This window comes from Devosia sp., assembly GCF_017307565.1.
GTDB lineage: Bacteria > Pseudomonadota > Alphaproteobacteria > Rhizobiales > Devosiaceae > Devosia.
Map to the genome: position 1 here is coordinate 1 of NZ_JAFKHD010000229.1, position 18,947 is coordinate 18,947.

Annotated in this window: 15 protein-coding genes and 2 pseudogenes; 9 read left to right on the forward strand and 8 right to left on the reverse strand. The window is 63.2% G+C overall.

The window, feature by feature from the left end; all coding sequences use genetic code 11:
• The 4 genes and pseudogenes from J0I64_RS07480 to edd form a co-directional block, all read left to right on the forward strand.
• A pseudogene (locus J0I64_RS07480) lies at nucleotides 1-592 on the forward strand (hypothetical protein); the annotation flags it as partial.
• Between the two features lie 12 nt (nucleotides 593-604).
• Entirely contained in the window at nucleotides 605-2,089 is a 1,485-nt protein-coding gene (gene zwf, locus J0I64_RS07485) for a glucose-6-phosphate dehydrogenase (protein ID WP_291406971.1), read from the forward strand.
• Complete coding sequence (gene pgl, locus J0I64_RS07490) at nucleotides 2,086-2,781, forward strand: 6-phosphogluconolactonase (protein ID WP_291406972.1); 696 nt, start codon at nucleotides 2,086-2,088, stop codon at nucleotides 2,779-2,781. Before zwf ends, pgl begins: the two co-directional genes overlap by 4 nt.
• 123 nt (nucleotides 2,782-2,904) lie before the next feature.
• Nucleotides 2,905-4,719, forward strand: coding sequence for a phosphogluconate dehydratase (edd, locus tag J0I64_RS07495; RefSeq protein WP_291406973.1), 1,815 nt, complete (start codon nucleotides 2,905-2,907; stop codon nucleotides 4,717-4,719).
• Here edd and J0I64_RS07500 read toward each other — a convergent pair.
• The gene (locus tag J0I64_RS07500) at nucleotides 4,712-5,842 is read right to left on the reverse strand and encodes a citrate synthase (RefSeq protein WP_291406974.1); all 1,131 of its coding nucleotides are present in this window, start codon (nucleotides 5,840-5,842) and stop codon (nucleotides 4,712-4,714) included. The genes edd and J0I64_RS07500 overlap by 8 nt on opposite strands.
• 84 nt (nucleotides 5,843-5,926) lie before the next feature.
• Between J0I64_RS07500 and J0I64_RS07505 the strand changes: the two genes are divergently transcribed.
• Nucleotides 5,927-6,997 carry a citrate synthase gene (locus tag J0I64_RS07505; RefSeq protein WP_291406975.1) on the forward strand — a complete coding sequence of 357 codons (1,071 nt, stop codon included), beginning with the start codon at nucleotides 5,927-5,929 and terminating at the stop codon, nucleotides 6,995-6,997.
• Here the strand turns inward: J0I64_RS07505 and J0I64_RS07510 are convergent.
• Entirely contained in the window at nucleotides 6,994-8,514 is a 1,521-nt protein-coding gene (locus tag J0I64_RS07510; RefSeq protein WP_291406976.1) for a VOC family protein, read from the reverse strand. The genes J0I64_RS07505 and J0I64_RS07510 overlap by 4 nt on opposite strands.
• The gene (mutL, locus tag J0I64_RS07515; RefSeq protein ID WP_291406977.1) at nucleotides 8,511-10,325 is read right to left on the reverse strand and encodes a DNA mismatch repair endonuclease MutL; all 1,815 of its coding nucleotides are present in this window, start codon (nucleotides 10,323-10,325) and stop codon (nucleotides 8,511-8,513) included. Before mutL ends, J0I64_RS07510 begins: the two co-directional genes overlap by 4 nt.
• Before the next feature lie 110 nt (nucleotides 10,326-10,435).
• On the opposite strand from mutL, the gene J0I64_RS07520 reads away from it, so the two are divergent.
• Entirely contained in the window at nucleotides 10,436-10,888 is a 453-nt protein-coding gene (locus J0I64_RS07520) for a nucleoside deaminase (protein ID WP_291406978.1), read from the forward strand.
• Here the strand turns inward: J0I64_RS07520 and J0I64_RS07525 are convergent.
• The 4 genes and pseudogenes from J0I64_RS07525 to J0I64_RS07540 form a co-directional block, all read right to left on the reverse strand.
• Nucleotides 10,885-11,763 (reverse strand): patatin-like phospholipase family protein, encoded by an 879-nt coding sequence (locus tag J0I64_RS07525; RefSeq protein ID WP_291406979.1) that lies wholly within the window; start codon nucleotides 11,761-11,763, stop codon nucleotides 10,885-10,887. The two genes, J0I64_RS07520 and J0I64_RS07525, sit on opposite strands and share 4 nt — an antisense overlap.
• Nucleotides 11,764-11,905: 142 nt before the next feature.
• Nucleotides 11,906-13,173, reverse strand: a pseudogene (gene purD / locus J0I64_RS07530) (phosphoribosylamine--glycine ligase).
• Between the two features lie 155 nt (nucleotides 13,174-13,328).
• Entirely contained in the window at nucleotides 13,329-14,699 is a 1,371-nt protein-coding gene (locus J0I64_RS07535; protein WP_291406980.1) for a glutamate--cysteine ligase, read from the reverse strand.
• A gap of 75 nt (nucleotides 14,700-14,774) precedes the next feature.
• Complete coding sequence (locus J0I64_RS07540; protein WP_291406981.1) at nucleotides 14,775-15,524, reverse strand: 16S rRNA (uracil(1498)-N(3))-methyltransferase; 750 nt, start codon at nucleotides 15,522-15,524, stop codon at nucleotides 14,775-14,777.
• Between the two features lie 221 nt (nucleotides 15,525-15,745).
• Between J0I64_RS07540 and ubiA the strand changes: the two genes are divergently transcribed.
• The gene (gene ubiA / locus J0I64_RS07545; RefSeq protein WP_291406982.1) at nucleotides 15,746-16,675 is read left to right on the forward strand and encodes a 4-hydroxybenzoate octaprenyltransferase; all 930 of its coding nucleotides are present in this window, start codon (nucleotides 15,746-15,748) and stop codon (nucleotides 16,673-16,675) included.
• 234 nt (nucleotides 16,676-16,909) lie between these two features.
• On the opposite strand, the gene J0I64_RS07550 is transcribed toward ubiA, so the two are convergent.
• Nucleotides 16,910-17,425, reverse strand: a complete 516-nt coding sequence (locus tag J0I64_RS07550) for a DUF6101 family protein (protein ID WP_291406983.1) — start codon at nucleotides 17,423-17,425, stop codon at nucleotides 16,910-16,912.
• A 274-nt stretch (nucleotides 17,426-17,699) separates the two neighbouring features.
• On the opposite strand from J0I64_RS07550, the gene J0I64_RS07555 reads away from it, so the two are divergent.
• Nucleotides 17,700-18,557, forward strand: coding sequence for a 3'(2'),5'-bisphosphate nucleotidase CysQ (locus J0I64_RS07555; protein WP_291406984.1), 858 nt, complete (start codon nucleotides 17,700-17,702; stop codon nucleotides 18,555-18,557).
• A 3-nt stretch (nucleotides 18,558-18,560) separates the two neighbouring features.
• Nucleotides 18,561-18,803: a DUF4170 domain-containing protein gene (locus J0I64_RS07560; RefSeq protein ID WP_291406985.1), complete on the forward strand. Its 243-nt coding sequence runs from the start codon at nucleotides 18,561-18,563 to the stop codon at nucleotides 18,801-18,803.
• Nucleotides 18,804-18,947: the final 144 nt, after the last annotated feature.

An 18,947-nucleotide genomic window follows, 5' to 3' on the forward strand; every position in this document is an offset into this window, starting at 1 on the left:
AGGCGTCGTCATCATCGGCACCGGTTCTGCGGCCATGTCGATCGTTGGTGGCACGCGCTACCAGGCCGGCGGCTGGGGTTTTCACATCGGCGACCAGATGTCGGGCGCCATTCTTGGCCGCGAACTGGCGCGCTATACGGTCGAAGCCGAAGACGGTCTCGTCGAGGGCTCGCTGCTGACCAAGGCGGTGGCTGCAGCGCTTGGCGGCGACAACCAGGGCATCATGACCTGGTCCTTCGCGACGGCCATGGACCTCAAGCTTTTGAGCGATGATGGTGCCGAGGGCTGTGACGACGCCTTGATTGGCCGGGCACCCGGCGAATATGGCAAGCTCATGCCGCTCTGGTTCGACTATCTCGAACAGAACGACCCGGTGGCGCTGAAACTGCTCGACGTGCAGATGGGCTATATCGACACCTATGTGCGCTGGTTCAAAAGCCACGGCGCCGAGGTGATGGCCATTGTCGGTGGTCTTGGGCAGCGCCTTTTCCCGCGGCTCACCGAGCGCTACGGCAATTTCGTCGCTCTGCCGCAATACGAACCCCTGCATGGCGCCATCATCCTCGCCAAGCAAAATTTCGCCTCGAACTAGGGACTACGCCTCGTGTCCAGCCGCATCATTCCCGTTCCCGCCTTCGACTATGTGGTGTTCGGCGCCACTGGTGACCTGACCAAGCGCAAGCTCATTCCTGCGCTTTATCACCGTTTCAAGGACGGCCAGTTCGACGAGACCAGCCGCATCATCGGCGCCTCGCGCTCCAAGCTCTCCGAAGCCGATTTCCAAAAGACGGCGCGCGAAGCCATCGCGCAATTCGTCGAGAAGGAATATCAGGATCAGGCGGTGATCGACCGCTTCGTCAACATCATCACCTATGTGCCGGTTGATGCCAGCAAGCCCGAGGACTCCGGCGATCTCGGCGCGGCGCTGCGCACGGATCCCAAGATCGTGCGCGCCTTCTATCTCGCGGTGGCGCCCGATCTCTTCGAGCCCATCGCCGAATACCTCCACAAGAAGAAGCTCTATCGCCGCGACGCCCGCGTCGTGATCGAAAAGCCGCTCGGGCACGACCTGAACTCGTCCAAGGCGATCAATGACGGCGTGTCCAAGATCTTCCAGGAAGATCAGGTCTACCGCATCGACCATTATCTGGGCAAAGAGACGGTGCAGAACCTGCTCGCCCTGCGCTTTGCCAATACGCTCTTCGAGCCCGTCTGGAACTCGGCCCATATCGACCACGTGCAGCTGACCGTGGCCGAAAGCGTGGGTGCTGGTACCCGCGGCTACTACGACGAGAGCGGCGCCCTGCGCGACATGATCCAGAACCACATGCTGCAGCTGCTCTGCCTTGTGGCGATGGAGCCGCCGGCATCGGACGATGCCAATGCGCTGCGCGACGAAAAGCTCAAGGTTCTGCGTGCCCTGCGTCGCATCACCAATGGCGATGTGGCCAAGACCACAGTGCGCGGCCAGTATCGCGGCGTGAAGTCGGAAACCGTGTCGGTCGCCGGCTATCAGGACGAGCTGCCCGAGGAAAAGAAGGGCAGCCGCACCGAGACTTTTGTGGCGCTCAAGGCGGAAATCGAAAACTGGCGCTGGTCCGGCGTGCCGTTCTACCTGCGCACCGGCAAGCGCATGGCCGAGCGCGTCTCGGAAATCTGCATCCAGTTCAAGCCCATTCCGCACTCGATCTTCGACCATGCCGAAGGCGCGCCGAAGCCGAACAAGCTCATCATCCGCCTGCAGCCCAATGAAGGCGTCAAGCTGATGATGATGAACAAGGACCCCGGCCCGGGCGGCATGCGCCTGCGCGACGTGGCACTCAACCTGACCTTTGCCGAGGCCTTCAACGAGCGCACCCCGGAAGCCTATGAGCGCCTGCTCATGGACGTGGTGCGCGGCAGCCAGACCCTCTTCATGCGTCGCGACGAACTCGAAGCGGCCTGGGCGTGGGTTGACCCGATCCGCGAGGCCTGGGACCGTTCGACCGAACCGCCGCAGAGCTACACTGCCGGCACCTGGGGCCCGAGCGGCGCCGTTGCGCTCATCGAGCGCGATGGCCGCTCCTGGTATGAAGGATCGCTCTCGTGACCATCAATCGCCGCAGCTTTGCAGACAAGCCGACCCTCGCCAAGGAATTGGCCGAGGCCGTAGCCGACCGCATTCGCAACGCCATCACCGAACGCGGCGAAGCGGCGATTGCGGTGAGCGGTGGCTCGACGCCGGGCAAGTTTTTTGCGGCGCTGGGCAAGACCAAGGACATCGACTGGTCCAAGGTCGTGGTGACGCTGGTGGACGAGCGCTGGGTCGACGAGACCAGCGATCGTTCCAATGCTCTACTGGTCAACGAAAAGATGCTGCAGGGCCCGGCGGCCGTGGCGCGTTTCTTCCCGCTCTATTCGGGCGGCGAAGAGCCGACGGCCGATCAGGTTGCCAAGACCAATGCACTGGTTTCGACCCTGCCCAAGCCCTTTGCTGCGGTGATCCTCGGCATGGGCAATGACGGACACACGGCTTCGTTCTTCCCCGGTGGCGATACGCTCGAGGAAGCGCTGAAGGGCCAGGGCCCGACGCTGGCGATCCACGCCCCCGGCGCCGGTGAGCCGCGTATCACCTTTACCCTGCCGCGTCTCCTCGAGACCGACGGCCTCTACCTCCACATCGAAGGCGACGAGAAAGCCGCGGTGCTGGACAAGGCGCTGGGCGATGGTCCCGTCGAGGACATGCCCATCCGCGCCGTGCTGCGTTCTGAGGCGCCGCTAGCCATTTACTGGTGCCCGTAAGACTCCTGGGGCGGTCCCCAATCGACCGCCCTGGCCGTTGAACGCACACCAGTCATCGATGCAAGGATTTCCGTGCCAGCGGCCCCCCTTTGGCGCGCCCTTGCCCTATAGGAGCGTAAGACCATGACCGTCCGCCAGGCCATCCAGGACGTGACCGACCGTATTGCGGCGCGCAGCCGCGACACGCGCCGCGACTATCTCAATCGGCTCGATGCCGCCCGCGAGGCCGGCGTTTATCGATCGACCCTCTCCTGCGGCAATCTCGCGCATGGTTTTGCCGCCTGTACGCCTTCCGAAAAGGCGGCCCTGGCCGGCAACAAGACGCTCAATCTCGGCATCGTCACCAGCTACAATGACATGCTGAGTGCCCATCAGCCCTATCAGTTCTATCCCGACATCATCAAAGAAGCGGCGCGCGAAATCGGCGCGACGGCGCAGGTGGCGGGCGGTGTGCCGGCCATGTGCGATGGCGTCACCCAGGGTATGCCGGGCATGGACTTGTCGCTGTTCTCGCGCGACGTCATCGCCATGGCGACGGCCATTGCGCTTTCGCACAACATGTTCGACGCAGCCGTTTATCTGGGCATCTGCGACAAGATCGTGCCCGGCCTCGTCATCGGGGCGCTGAGCTTTGGTCACCTGCCGGCCGTGTTCATTCCCGCCGGGCCCATGCCCTCGGGCCTGCCCAACGACGAAAAGAGCAAGGTTCGCCAGCTCTATGCCGAGGGCAAGGTTGGTCGTGCGGAACTGCTTGAAGCCGAAAGCAAGTCCTACCATTCGGCTGGTACCTGCACCTTCTACGGGACCGCAAACTCGAACCAGATGCTCATGGAGATCATGGGCCTGCACTTGCCGGGCGCGAGCTTCGTCAATCCGGGCACGCCGCTGCGCGATGCGCTGACCCGCGAGGCGACCAAGCGCGCGCTCTCGCTGACCGCGCAGGGCAATGACTATACCCCGATCGGCCACATCATGGACGAGAAGGCCTTTGTGAACGGTCTCGTTGGTCTTCATGCCACGGGCGGTTCGACCAACCACACCATGCATTTGATCGCCATGGCTGCTGCCGCAGGCCTGCAGGTGACCTGGGACGACATGAGCGATCTGTCGGACGCGACCCCGTTGCTGGCGCGCGTCTATCCCAATGGGGTTGCCGACGTGAACCACTTCCACGCAGCCGGCGGCATGGGTTTTCTCATGCGCGAACTGCTCGACGACGGCTATCTCCATGACGACGTCAAAACCGTCTGGGGCAATGGGCTGCACAATTACACGGTGGAAGCCAAGCTGATCGAAGACAAGCTCGCCTTCGAGCCCGCCCCGGCCGAAAGCGCGCTGCCGAAAGTGCTCACCAGCACTAAGGCACCGTTCCAGACGACGGGCGGGCTGAAACTGCTCACCGGCAATCTCGGTCGTTCGGTGATCAAGGTTTCGGCGGTGAAGCCCGAGCATCGTGTGGTGGAGGCGCCCGCGCGCGTTTTCCACAGTCAGGATGGTCTGCAGGCAGCGTTCAAGGCGGGCGAACTGACCGGCGACATGATTGCCGTCGTGCGCTTCTCCGGCCCCAAGGCCATCGGCATGCCCGAGCTGCACAAGCTGACACCCTCGCTCGGCATCATGCAGGATCGCGGCTTCAAGGTGGCGCTGCTGACCGACGGTCGCATGTCGGGCGCTTCAGGCAAGGTGCCGGCGGCCATTCACATGACCCCGGAAGCCAATGATGGCGGTCCGATCAGCAAGATTCGCGATGGCGACATGATCCGGCTCGATGCGAACGAAGGCACGCTGACCTTCCTCGGCGACGAGAAGGAATTCTTCTCGCGTACCCCGGCGAGCGAAGACCTGCGTCCCTCGCACCATGGTATGGGCCGCGAACTCTTTGCCGGTTTCCGCAGCCTTGTGGGCGTGGCGGATCGCGGGGCCAGCGTTTTCAACTAGGCGATACGCCGACATAACGGGCGCGCGGCCTGATCAGCGCGCCCGTTTCTATTTGCTCCAGCGCATGGGCCAGCCAGCCGACGCAACGGGCCAGCGCAAAGATCTGTAGCGGCGCATCGTGGGGCAGGTCATGTGCGGCGACGAGCGCGCAGAGCGCGAAGTCGATATTCGGCTTTTCTCCGCTGAGGTTTTCTCCCACTTCCGCCAGTTCCGCGAAGAGCTTTGGCACCGCAAAGGTGGCGAAGAGTGCAGGCGCGCGGACGTCGTGATCGGGATAGAGCCGATGGCCGAAACAGGGCAGGGGGCGGCCCTGTCGCAAGAGGCTCGAAACGGCCTGTTCGACGCCATAGCGTTTGGCATCGCGGATCAACGCACCCATGCTCAGGCTTGCCGTGCCGTGGAGGGGACCGGACAGCGCGGCAAGGCCGGCAAGCACCGCCGCTGCAAGCGGGGCGCCAGTGGAGGCGGTGACGCGGGCGGCGAAGGTCGAGGCATTGAGCTCGTGCTCGGAGAGAAGCACCAGGGCGCAGCGCAGGGCATTGGCGGCTTCGGGGCGCTGCCACTGCGCAGCGAGGCGCTCGTGAATGGGGCCGCTGCGCACGCCGGTGATGGCCGAGGCGATCAGCGAAACCACCAGCGTTGCATCCTTGATCAGCACGCTGCGAGCCCTTCCGATGGGCGGCATCTGCGTGGCGGCGAGCTCTGCGACCTGGCGATAACTGGCGATGAGGCCGGAATCGCTGCCTGACGTGGTCATGGTATCGAAAGCAATTGGCGCGGTTGTGCTCCAGAGGAGCGCGGCCATGTCTTCCAGCGTTGCCGTTTTTGCCAGCTCCGTCACATCCTTGCCACGAACGTAGAAATGGCCACTCTCAACAGTGGAAATGGCCGTCGGCAGGACCGGCTCGCCCCAGGCGATGCTTTCGGCGGCCACCGTCGTCGCGGGGCGTCGGCCTCTTTGCTTGCTTGCAAGCCGCTCCACATCGTCCTGCCGATAGAGGCTGCGGCGCGGATCTTCGGGATCGGGCCGGGCGGCAATGCGGCCGCGGCTGACATTGGCATAGAGCGTCTGCGGCTTGGTGCCGAGGAGGGCAAGCGCAGCTTCCGCAGATATCCAGCTCATGGCGCCTCATATTGATCAATTGCATCAAGATTGACGTCAATCTTGATGTGGCCAATCTAGCGGTAAAGACGAAGGAGACGCAACATGTCTGGACTGGATGACGTCATTGCCGCGGAAACGAGGTTGTCCGAAGTGGATGGCCTCAACGGCAGGCTGGTGATCAGCGGCCATACGCTGGATGAGCTGGCCGGCAACCGTTCGTTCGAGGACGTGCTGGCGCTGCTGGCTGGCGACATGCTGCCGACCGGTTCGGCGCTGGCCACAAGGCTTGGCGCCGCACGGCTGCGGGCTTTTGCCGAGGTGGCCTGGCTCGACGATGCCATTCTCGGGCTCTCGATAACCGAGGGTCTGCGCGCGCTGATGGCGCGGCTGCATGATGGCGAAGACGCCGATACGGCTTTGCTGCTGGCCGCGGCGCCGGCCGTGTTCGTGCCCGCACTGGTGCGGCGCCGGGCGGGATTGGCGGCAATTGCGCCCGATCCATCGTCTGGGCACGCCGCCGATATGTTGACCATGCTCAAGGGGCGTGCGCCCAGTAAGGCGGAGGTTCTGGCGCTCGATACTTATCTCGTGACGGTGTCCGACCACGGGCTCAATGCGTCCACCTTTGCGGCGCGGGTCGTGGCCTCGACGCGGGCCGGCTATACCTCGGCCATGCTGGCGGCGCTCGGGGCGTTGAAAGGACCGCTGCATGGTGGGGCGCCGGGGCCGGTGCTCGACATGCTCGACGCTGTTGGCACGCCGGACGAGGCACATGGCTGGATCGCCAATGCACTTGCGCATGGCGAACGGCTCATGGGCTTTGGCCACCGGATCTACCGCGTGCGCGATCCGCGCGCGGATGCGCTGAAGGCAGCGCTGGCGCGGCTGGGCGCGGCAGGCGAGATCGACGCGCAGCGGCTGGAACTGGCCGAAGCGGTCGAGCGCGAGGCGTTGGCGCAGCTCAAGGCGAAAAAGCCCGATCGGCCGCTCGAAACCAATGTGGAATTCTTCACCGCCCTGCTGCTCGAGGCTCTGGGCTTTCCGCGCGAGGCTTTTACCGGCGTCTTCGCTGCCGGCCGCGTCAGCGGTTGGCTCGCCCATGCCCATGAGCAGATCGAAGGCGGACGGCTGATCCGCCCGCAGTCGCGCTATGTCGGGCCCAAGGCCGCCTAGGAAGCAAGCCAATCCGTGATGGCCTGCGCGTCCTCTTTGCCAAGCTCGTGGCCGGCGGTGAGGACGCGAACGGTGACCGTGGCGCCATTGGTGCGCAGCGCCTCGGCCAGTTTTTCACCCTGGCCGCGGAAGGCGTCGGTTTCGCCGAGGAGGATGAGGATGCTGGTGCCGCTGAGATCGGTCTGCGGCACCTCATCGAGGACCATGGCGGGGCGGATCAACACGGCGCGGTGGACGAAGCCGGGGCGCAGGAGCACGGCGGCCGCGAGAAGGTTGGCGCCGTTGGAATAGCCGAGGGCGACGAGCTTTTCCGGGTCCGGGCGATAGGCGGTGTTGATCTCGCCGAAGAAGGCTTCGAGAGCGCCGGATTCGAAGCGGATGTCCTTCTGGTCGAAGATCGACGGGCCAAAACTGCGGAACCAGCGCTGCACGCCGCTTTCGGAGCTGCGGCCGCGCATGCCCAGGAGCGTCGCGTTGGGGGCGGCGCTGTGGGCTAGCGGCATCAGGTCGGTTTCATTGCCGCCGGTGCCGTGGAGGAGGGCGATGGTGGTGCCATCGGGGTTTTCAGGCGTGAAGAAGCGGTGCTTGTAGATGAGATCGCGATAGACGACGCGCTCTTCGCCCGGCAGACCGAACTGGGGCAGCATGACCTTCATCGCTTCCGGGTCGGGCGTGTCGGGCGGCATGAACAGGGTGTGGCCGAGCTTTTCCAGTGTCTCGTCGAGTGTGAAGCCGGGGCCGTCGCTCGCCATCTCGATAAGAACATTGCCGGGCTCGCGCACATAGAGCGAGGTGAAATATTGGCGGTCGTGGAGATTGGTCAGGCTCGAATTGAGCTTTCGCAGTTCGCGTTCGACGGCTTCGACTTCGGCTTCATCTTTCGCGCGGACGGCGACGTGGTCGGCGGTACCGGTGCCGGGCGCTCCAGACCAGAAGCCGGCGGCGTCTCTGATATCAAGGACATCGCCGACGTCGGAGACGAGGCGCTGGATCGGACCTTCGACGGAGCCGGTGCGGAAGCCGAAATTGCGGGTGAGGAAGGCTGTGGTTTCTTCCTGCACCTCCGAGAGGAGGGTGACGCCGTGTTCGGCGGGAATGTCGGTTTCGGGCATGGTCAGCGCGGGCAGGTTGGCGCTGACGAGTTTAAGGACCACGCCATCGGGATCGCGGAGACGGAGAACGGTTTCGCCGAATTCCTGGGCGGTGCCTTCAACCTTGACTTGATGGGTCAGGGCGCGTTCGAGCCAATAGCCGATCGAGCCCTGGGGGATGGCAAGAGAGAGTTCGCTGACCTGGCCGGCACCGGCCTGGCCCGATGAGCCGCCCTGCCAGACGAGGAAGGTGATCAGCGAGCCAGGGGACGCGGCGTAGTCGCCGTAAAAGAGATGCAGCTGGCGCGCGTCTTCATACCCGCCGGTGCGCTTGACCAAGCGCAGGCCGAGAAAGCCGACATAGAAATCGACGTTGGCCTGCACGTCGCCAGTAATGAGGGTGACGTGGTGGATACCAGAGGTCATCGGCTTCTCCCGAAGAGGCGCTCGATGTCGCCCTTTTTCAGTTCGACATAGGTGGGGCGGCCGTGGATGCACTGGCCGGAATGGGGCGTGGCTTCCATGTCGCGGAGGAGGGCGTTCATTTCGTCGACGCGCAGGCGCCGGCCGGAGCGGACGGAGCCGTGGCAGGCCATGCGGCCGATGATGGCTTCCATCCGGTCGGTTAGCGCGGCGGCGCTTTCCCATTCGGCAAGGCCATCCGCTAGGTCGCGGACGAGGCCGTGGACATCGCTATTGCCGAGAAGGGCCGGAGTCTCGCGCACGGCGACGGCGCGCGGGCCGAAGCGGTCGAGATAGAGGCCGAATTTTTCGAGTTCCGGTGCCGCTTCTTCGAGGAGGGTGCAATCTTCTTCGGGTAGCTCGATGACGATAGGGATCAACTGGGCCTGGCTTGCGACCGGGCCAGAGGCGAGCTGGGCCTTGAAGCGCTCATAGACGAGGCGTTCATGGGCGGCGTGCTGGTCGACCAGCAGGAGGCCGGTGTCGTTCTGGGCGATGATGTAGTTGTCGAACATCTGGGCGCGGGCGGTGCCGAGGGGATAGTCGACGATCTCGGGCGCTTCCGGCACGGCTTCCACACGGGCGCTCGGCTCGGTGAAACCGCTGAACCGGCCGGGGGAGCGGTCGAAGTTGAGCGGGGCGGTGTTCGGCGCGTAGCTGTAGCTTGTGGGGCGCGGCGGGGCGAGGGTCGGCGTATAGCCGATGGGCTCCGGGGCGGGGGTCATTTCAGGGGCCGTGAAGGCGCCAAGGATGTCTTCGGCGACACTGTTGGAGGCCTTGAAGCCTGCTGCGGCGAGGGCCATGCCAATGGCGCGGATGACGGCGCCGCGAATGGCGCCCTGATCCTGGAAGCGCAGTTCGGCCTTGGCCGGGTGGACGTTGACGTCGACTTCGGCGGGGTCGATGGCGACATAGAGTGCGACGACCGGGAAACGATCGCGAAAGACATAGTCGGCATAGGCGGCGCGAATGGCGCCGACGAGCACCTTGTCGCGCACGGAGCGGCCGTTGACGAAGTAGAACTGCGACAGGGAATTGGCGCGGGTATAGGTGGGGAGCCCGGCCATGCCGGCGACGACGACGCCGTGGCGGGCGGTGGCGAGGGTTACCGAGTTTTCAACGAAATCGGCGCCCATGACCTGGCCGAGCCGGGCGGCAAGCGCGCCTTCGCCCGAGATGGCAGGCCAGTTCGACATCATCCGGTCCGAGCCTTCGAGGATGAAGTGGATTTCCGGATTGGCCATGGCGAGGCGCTTAACCACATCGGTGATCGCTGCGCTTTCGGAGCGGACGCTCTTGAGGAATTTGCGGCGGGCGGGGACCTGGGCGAAGAGGTCGCGCATCTCGATGACGGTGCCGCGGTTCATCGCCTGCGGCATGGGGCCGGTGCGGCGGCCATTGTCGACCACGACCGCAAGGCCGGTTTCGGCATCCGCTGGGCGCGAGGCGACGGAGAGACGCGACACCGAGCCGATGGAGGCCAGGGCCTCGCCACGAAAACCGAGCGTGCGGATATCGTCGAGGTCGTCTTCGCTGAGTTTGGAGGTCGCGTGGCGCTCGACCGAGAGCATCAGGTCCTCGCGACCCATGCCATGGCCGTCATCGGTGATACGGATGAGATCCATGCCGCCGCCGGCCGTGGCAATGGTGATGCGGCGCGCGCCGGCATCGATGGAGTTCTCGACCAGTTCCTTGACGACGCTGGCGGGCCGCTCGACCACTTCGCCGGCGGCGATACGGTTGATCAGGTCTTCGGGAAGCTGGCGAATGGGCAAAGGCGATTCTCCTTGCCCACAATATAGGTGAGGGCGCGGCGCTTTCCGACCCGGAATGACATTTGTGCCCATCCTTGCGGACGCACCCGCCGCGGGCTACATCGACGGCCATGACCCAATCGCTTGCCCCCATGGACCTCGCCCTGCGCCTTGCCGAAGAAGCGGCTGCGCTTGGCGAAGCGCCGGTGGGCGCGGTGGTGATGGAAGGCGATCGCGTCCTGGCGGCCACTCGCAACCAGATGCAGGCGCTGGGTGATCCGACCGCGCATGCGGAAATGCTGGCGATCCGCGAGGCGCTGAAGGCCCGGGGCACAGGGCGGCTCGATGGCTGCGATCTCTATGTGACGCTCGAACCCTGCGCCATGTGTGCCGGGGCCATAGCGCATGCGCGCCTGCGGCGGGTTTATTTCGCGGCCGAGGATATCAAGGCCGGGGCGGTCGAAAATGGCGTGCGGCTTTTCGAGCAGCCGACCTGCCACCACAAGCCAGAAGTGGTCGGTGGCGTTTCAGCGTCACGAGCCGAAGCCATGCTGGTTGATTTTTTCAAGAAGCTCCGCAGCTAGCGCGGATTGCTCTGGATCGGTTCGATCTTGTTCTGGATGTAGTCTTCGATCTTGCGCGTCAGCAGATATTTGAAGCGGTCTTTTTCCGTTTCTACATGGCTGATGATTTCGCGCACGCGCCAGAATTCCATGGCCCCGAAACTGGCGACATGAGGCCGGATATAGATATCGGGCGGATAGGCGGCCATCGAATGGGCGATCAGCGAATGCATCATGATCTGGGCCGAGCCGAACCAGATATCGAGCGGCCGATGGTCGGTCTTGTTGATGCCGAGCGACGGATCGCCGTTGACGTCGATGCCGATGAGGAAGTCGGTGCCGATATCGGCCTGGTCCAGCGGGAGCGGATTGACCACGGCGCCATCGACCAGGATGTGGTTGTTATGGACGATCGGCTTGAAAATGCTCGGCATGGAGATGGACCCGGCAATGGCGGGGCGCAGGGGACCGGAATTGAAGACGACCTGGTGCCAGGACTGGAAATCGGTCGCCACCACATAGAGCGGGATTTTCAGGTCGCTGAAATTGTTGGGAAAGTTCGGCGGCGTGAAGGCATTGACCACGTGCATGGCGTCGAGCTGCATGGAGATGCCGTTTCGTAGGAGCCCGCCGAGGCCCTTGATCTGGGTCGACCAGAGCTTTGAGGCAATGGTGCGCAGCGTGCCCAGCACTTCGAAGGAATGCTCGCGCAACTCCTTGCCGGTCATGCCGGCGGCCCAGCCCGAGCCGATCAGCGCGCCGATCGAGGTGCCCGAGATCACCGAGGGTTTGAGGCCAAGCTCATCCATGGCCTCGATATAGGGGATATGGGTGAGGCCGCGCGCGGAACCGCCGCCCAGGGCGACGCCGATCTTGGGGCCGGACACAGTGCTCATTCCGCCTCGCTCCCTTCCCTTGGAGCGCAACCGGTCCACCAGTATCTGTCCCCGTTTTTGCAGCGGGGTCAGCGGGCGTTCGTGTTGCGCCTCCGCGAAGACAGTCCGCAGGGAATTTAGGACAGCAAGATTGAAGAAAGGTTCAGCTCTCCCTGGCGATTTCGCGCCAGCCGATATCTCGTCTGCAGAAGCCTTCTGGCCAATCAACTGCGTCAACGCCTCGATAAGCACGATCCTGTGCCTCTCTCACCGAATTACCAAGCGCAGTGACATTCAACACGCGCCCACCATTGGCGAGTAAACGGCTCCCATCGCGCTTCGTTCCGGCGTGAAACACGGTCAGATCCGTGGTGTCGAGACCATCGACGCCGCGGATCTCGCTGCCCTTGCCGTAGTCGCCCGGATAACCCTTTGTCGCCATGATCACAGTCAGCGCATAGGCGTTTTTCCAGGTCACATCATGACCTCCAAGAGTGCCCGTGGCGGTGGCGTGGAGAAGGGGCAGGAGGTCGCTTTCCATGCGCATCATCATCACCTGCGTCTCCGGATCACCGAAGCGCGCATTGTATTCGACGAGCTTTGGACCCTGGTCGGTGAGCATGAGGCCGGCATAGAGAACGCCCTGATAGGGCGTGCCGCGCTTGGCAAGGCCACGGGCGGTGGGTTCGACGATGTGGGCCATCGCGAACTCATACTGTTCGCGGGTCATGACCGGCGCGGGCGAATAGGCGCCCATGCCGCCGGTATTGGGGCCGGTATCGCCGTCGAAGGCGCGCTTGTGGTCTTGCGCCGTAGTTAGCGGCAAGAGGGTTTCGCCATCGCAGAGGACGAAAAGGCTGACTTCCTCGCCTTCAAGTCTTCGATGACGACAGCCGCGCCGGATTCCCCAAAAGCGCCGGAGAAACAGTCGATGATGGCTTCTTCGGCTTCCTCGACGCTCATGGCGACGGTGACGCCCTTGCCGGCGGCGAGGCCATCGGCCTTGATCACGATGGGCGCGCCCTGGGTGTAGATGTAGGCAAGGGCCGAGGCTTCATCCTCGAAACGGGCATAGCCGGCGGTGGGGATATCGAATTCGTCGCAGAGGGCCTTGGTAAAGCTCTTCGAGCCTTCAAGCTGGCCGGCTTCCTTGGAGGGGCAGAAGCAGGTGAAGCCGGCGCCTCTGATATCATCGCCGAGACCGGCGACGACCTGGGCATCGGGGCCAACGACAACGAAATCGATGTTTTGCGCCTTGGCGGCCGCGATCACTGCCGCATGATCGGTAATGTCGACAGAGAGGTTTTCAGCAATGGCTTCAGTGCCGCCATTGCCGGGCATGACGAAGAGCTTGGTCAGGAGAGGCGACTGGGCGATTTTCCATGCGAGGGCATGCTCGCGCCCACCAGAACCGATGACCAGAACCCGCATCTCGTGCCTCCATGCCGTGTTGCGGGCGTGATGCACGAGAGTGACGGGAAGGGCAAGGGGTGTTGGAGATGACCGCCATTCGAGCATAGCTCTCATGGCCTTTTCGGCTCAAATCATGCCACTGGCATGATTTGCCCTTCGGTACGCCTCAAAGCTTACATCTCGGCTTCTTTGAAGATCGGCGTGACGTCGCCGTTCCACTCATTGCGGAATTTGTCGAGCCAGCGGCCGGCCTGTGACTTTCCAGTGCGCACCGTTTCTTCGAGGCAGGCGAGGTGGATGGTTTCGTCCTGGCCCTTGTCGTTAAGGCGATTGCGGCGCACTAGGCCGGCTTCGGCAATGCCGACGGCCTGGGCGGCAGCATCAAAAATGCTGGAGCGATCAAAGGGTGTGGTAAGGCCGAGGCGCGGGACTTCGCGGCGCAGATAGTCGCGATCTTCCTGCGTCCAGTTGCGGGTCAATTCCCATGCGGCTTCGAGCGAGACCTCATCATAGAGAAGGCCGGTCCAGAAGGCGGAGAGACCGGTGACATGGGCTTCATCACCCATATCGGCGCCGCGCATTTCGAGGAACTGCTTCAGGCGCACTTCCGGGAATAGGGTGGAAAGGTGATCTTCCCAGTCTTTTACCGTGGGCTTTTCGCCGGGGAGCTGCGGCAGCTCACCCTTGAGGAAGGCGCGGAAGCTCTCGCCGGCAACGTTCACGTATTCGCCATTGCGAATAACAAAATACATCGGCACGTCGAGGGCGTGGTCGGCATATTGCTCGAAGCCAAAGCCTTCGTCGAAGGCGAAGGGCAGCATGCCGGTGCGGGCATTGTCGGTATTGAGCCAGATATGGCTGCGGAAGCTGAGATAGCCGGTGTCGCGGCCATCGGCGAAGGGCGAATTGGCAAAGAGCGCGGTGGCGATGGGCTGCAGCGCCAGCGAGACGCGCAGCTTCTTGACCATGTCGGCTTCGCTGGAGAAGTCGAGATTGGTCTGGACGGTGCACGAACGGTACATCATCGAGGTGCCGAGGGTGCCGACCTTGTCCATATAGGGCGTCATGATGCCATAACGCGACTTGGGCATGGCCGGGATGTCCTTGACCGCCCAGAGCGGGGTGACGCCGAGGCCGAGGAAATGGATGTCGAGCGGGGCCGCGACCTTTTTGGCGACGCGCATATGCTCGGCCATTTCGGCGGCAGTGCCGTGGAGAGTTTCCATAGGCGCGCCGGAGAGTTCGAACTGGCCACCGGGCTCGAGCGAAATGCCGCCGGCGACTTCGTTATTGCGCAGGCCGATGGGGTTTTCGCCGTCGTAGAACGGATGCCAGCCGGTTTCCTTCTCGATGCCATCGAGGAGGGCGCGCACACCGTTCTCGCCCTCATAGGTGACGGGGCGCAGGGGATTGGTGTGGAAGACGTGCTTCTCGTGCTCGGTGCCGATTCGCCATTCGGAAGCGGGCTTTGAGCCTCGTTGCATTGCTTCGATCAGGTCTGCGCGCGATTCAATCAGAGGCGAAGCAGTGTCGGCGCCGGCCATGTGATCCTCGTCTAAACGGTGAGGGCTAAATTGGGCCGGCACCATAGCGAGCGCAAGCCGGAATGCAATCGCCTTTTATCGCCAATCACCGATGGTCGCTTGAATGACAGCCATTGCCGCGACGGCCGCAGTGTCGGCGCGCAGGATCCGTGGGCCTAGGCTGATGGGGACGACAAAGGGGAGAGAGCGCAGTTTTTCGCGCTCGGCATCGGAAAAACCGCCCTCGGGGCCGACCAAAAGACCGATCTTTTGTCCCTTGAGGGTCGCGAGTGCTTCGAGGGGCGAAGACGAGGCTTCGCCTTCATCGGCAAAGACCAGCTTGCGGTGTTCGTGTTGCGTGGGCCAGTCGGAGAGCAGCCGGTCGAGGGTGATTTCCTCGGCAATGGTGGGGACTGAGAGGACTTCGCACTGCTCGGCGGCCTCGATGGCATTGGCGTGGAGGCGTTCCGTTTTTAGGCGGTGGACCTGGGTATATTGGGTCATCACCGGCTGGATCGTGCCGGCGCCCATCTCCACGGCCTTCTGGATCACATAATCGAGACGCTCGTTCTTGAGCGGGGCAAAGCCATACCAGAGATCGGATTTTTCGGTCTGGGCGGCGACTTCTGCGACGACGGCAAGCGTGACGGATTTTTTCGAATCGCTGGTCAGCCGGCAGAGCCAGGCGCCGTCGCGGCCATTGAACAGTACGACTTCGTCGCCGACGTTCTTGCGCAGCACGGCGGCGAGATAAAGCGACTGATCCTTGTTGAGAGCGACGTCGCCGCTTTGGGCGAGGTCGGCATCGACAAAAAGGCGGGGCAGGCTGGCGTGGCTACGAGGCATTCAACAAGGCTCCGCCTTCTCCCTTGTGAGAGAAGGTGCCCCTCAAGGGTCACCGAATTCGCATGTGCGCATTCGGTTGGGATGAGGGGTTTCGGGCGCCACCATAAACGCTGTATGCGTGGAGAGAACCCCTCACCCTGATTTTCTGCTGGACGCAGAAAATCTGTCCCTCTCCCACAAGGGGCGAGGGAGGGTCCGGGGGCTGTCGAGAGGCCAAAAGAATGTCCGATATTCATTCCGCACCCGTCGCTGACGCCCAGAAGGACAATTGGGTGGATCGCCATGCGCCCGATTGGCTGAAACCCTATGCGCGCCTGGCGCGGTGGGACCGACCGATCGGCTTCTGGCTGCTGTTCTGGCCCTGTGTCTGGGGCTTGGGGCTGGCGGCGGTCGAAATTCCCGAGCGCGGCTTCGGCTGGATTTTTGCGATCCTGATGTTCATCGGTGCCGTCCTGATGCGCGGGGCGGGCTGCACGTTCAACGATATCGTCGATCGCGATATCGACATGAAGGTGGCGCGCACGCGGCTGCGGCCGATACCTTCGGGGCAGGTGACGTCCAAGCAGGCGCTGGCCTTTCTGATCGCCCAGGCGCTGCTTGGGGCCATCATTCTTTTCCAGTTCAACCGCTTTACGGTTTGGGCCGGTGTGGCTTCGCTCGTGCTCGTGGCCATTTATCCGTTCATGAAACGGATCACCTGGTGGCCGCAGTTTTTCCTCGGTCTCGCCTTTTCCTATGGCGCGCTGATCGGCTGGACCAGCGAAACGGGCGGGCTGTCGTGGCCGCCGGTGCTGCTCTATCTCGGCACCATCCTGTGGGTGATCGGCTATGACACGATCTATGCGCTGCAGGATATCGAGGATGATGCGCTGGTCGGGGTGAAATCGACGGCGCGGCTTTTTGGTACAAATGTGAAGCCGGCGGTCACGGCGCTTTACGTCGGCGCGGTGGTTTTTTGGCTGATGGCGGCGCTTGCGGCTGGCGGCGGGCTGATCGTGACCGGGCTTATGCTGGTGCCGGCGGCGTTGCTCGCCTGGCAGGTCTATACGCTCGACGCTGAGGTTTTTGAGAACCCGTTGATCCGGTTCAAGAGCAACCACTATGTGGGGATCGCCCTGACGCTGGCGCTGCTGGCGGAGTGGGCCTGGTAATTTGAAGTAGCCTGAAGTTTGCGCGTGGGGCTCCACCCCCTCCCATCCGTGCAGGCCGGTGGTTTTGGCTGGGTTGTGCCACAAACTCGATACGAGACCTCCCCTAGATGGGGGGGACGGGAGGGGGTGATCGGCAAACGCCGGGCCCACTATCAAACCAATGCCAAAAACGCCAAAGGGACCAGCCGCACCACCAGCTGATCCCATCGACGTGCCCTTTGGAGGGGGATTCTTTTAGTTCGCCTCGACTTCGCCGGGCTTCCTGCGGTTGAGGAAGCGAGGGCGGCGGGCGGCGTCGGCTGCAAGCTTGCGGCGCGGCGCGGTCTGGCCGACCATCACGCCATCGACCTGCTGGCTATAGGGGAGATAGGAGCCGTCGCCGGCCTTGATGAAGAGCGGCAGGCGGAGCTTCTTGCCCCAGTTCTGCCACTCGGCGACGACGTTCTGGTTACCCTCTTCCTCGAAGACCTTGTAGGTGAGCTCGCCATCGGGATGGACGAGTTCGATGGCGCTTGTGAGCACGCCTTCTTCGGAAATGCGGGTGGCAACGGCCACGCCGATGAATTCGGTGACCGGAACCTTGATCTTGATGGCAACGCCGCTCTGTTCGAGCTGCTTGCGCACTGTCACGGTTTTAACCGGATCGCGCGGCCCATTGTCGTTTGCCGCAACGAAGCGGCGTTCCGCCAGTGCGGGTCTGCCGAAAGCAAGGACGACTGACGATCCTTCCATCGCAACGCCATGAACCATTTTCTAGCCTTCCTGTAACTTCGAGAGCTGTTTTTTGCGCTCCGTTTGTGAGGGCAATCTAGCGCGTCCCCTTACCAGCCGCCTTAATGGGTTCGGTTAAGTTTATCTTGTCTTCAGCGGGTGGTTAGCGGGGTGTTGCACGGTGCAACGAGCAGTTTACCCAATCGGGTGGGACCTCGTTTACCCTGCCTTATTTCGGGGCCCTCGCCGTTCGAGAATGGGTCATCGCCGTGCGGGTCTTGTCCAAAAGTCGTACGAGGCATAAAAGCCGCCCATGCCAGCCTTTGCACCGCCCTATGAGGAAGATCTCGAACTGCTTCGCGCCACTGCAGTGGCCGCGGGCATCATCGCCTCGGGCTATTTTCGGCGCGATATAAAGAGCTGGACCAAGGGTAATGCCTCCCCGGTCAGCGAAGCCGATATCATCGTCGATCGCTATCTGGCGGCGAGCCTTCTCAGCGCGCGCCCGAATTATGGCTGGCTCAGCGAGGAAACGGCCGACAATCCCAGCCGCCTCGATTGCGATCGCGTCTTCATTGTCGACCCCATCGACGGAACGCGGGCGTTCCTGCGCGGGGAAGACTGCTGGACGGTCTGCCTCGCCGTTGTGGAAAAAGGCGTGCCGGTGGCCGGTGTCGTTTATGCGCCGGCGCGCAATGAAATGTATGAAGCTTCCCTCGGCGGCGGCGCGCGGCTCAATGGTGAGCCACTGGTGCGGCATCGCCGGGCCGGGGCTCCCCCACTGATCCCGGCGCCGGGCGCGGTGCATCAGGAACTGCAGGAAGGTGGGCTCCACTATACGCGCGGGCCGATGTATCCTTCGCTCGCCTATCGGCTGCTGCAGGTGGCGACGGGCAAGCTCGACGCCGCGGTGGCGCGGCGCGGCAGCCAGGATTGGGATATTGCGGCCGCGGCCGTGATCCTCAAGGAAGCCGAAATGGACCTGGCGGACGTGTGCAGCGGCTTCCCACAATTTAACAGACGAGATGTGCGCCATGGGGCGCTTGCGGCGCTTTCCGACATGAGCCTAAAACCTCTCGTCCATGCGGCGCTCGTCAAGGTCTATGGCTGTCCGGCCGAGCCCTTGGCAGAGGCCGAGATCTCCTCCCCTCCCAACTCAATGGACCTTTGAGCTATGGCTGACAGCAAGACTGACAAGCAACTTCTTCACCTGGTGATTGGCGGCGAACTCTCGAGCATTGACGGCATCACCTTTGCCGATCTCGACAAGGTCGATATCGTTGGTCTCTATCCCAACTATGCGACCGCTCTCGTTGCCTGGAAGCAGAAGGCCCAGATGACCGTGGACAGTGCGCAGACGCGCTATTTCATCGTCCACCTGCACCGCCTGCTCGATCCGGAAACCGCCGGCGCCTAAGCCTTTTGCGTGGCCGGGGTTGTGATCTCGGCCACGATTGCCTCCATCGCGCCCGGGCCGCCGATCCTCTGGCGGCCGAGCTTGGCAAGGCGCAGCCGCTCCTGACTACTCGTCAGAAGACCGCGCAGGGCCTGGGCAATATCC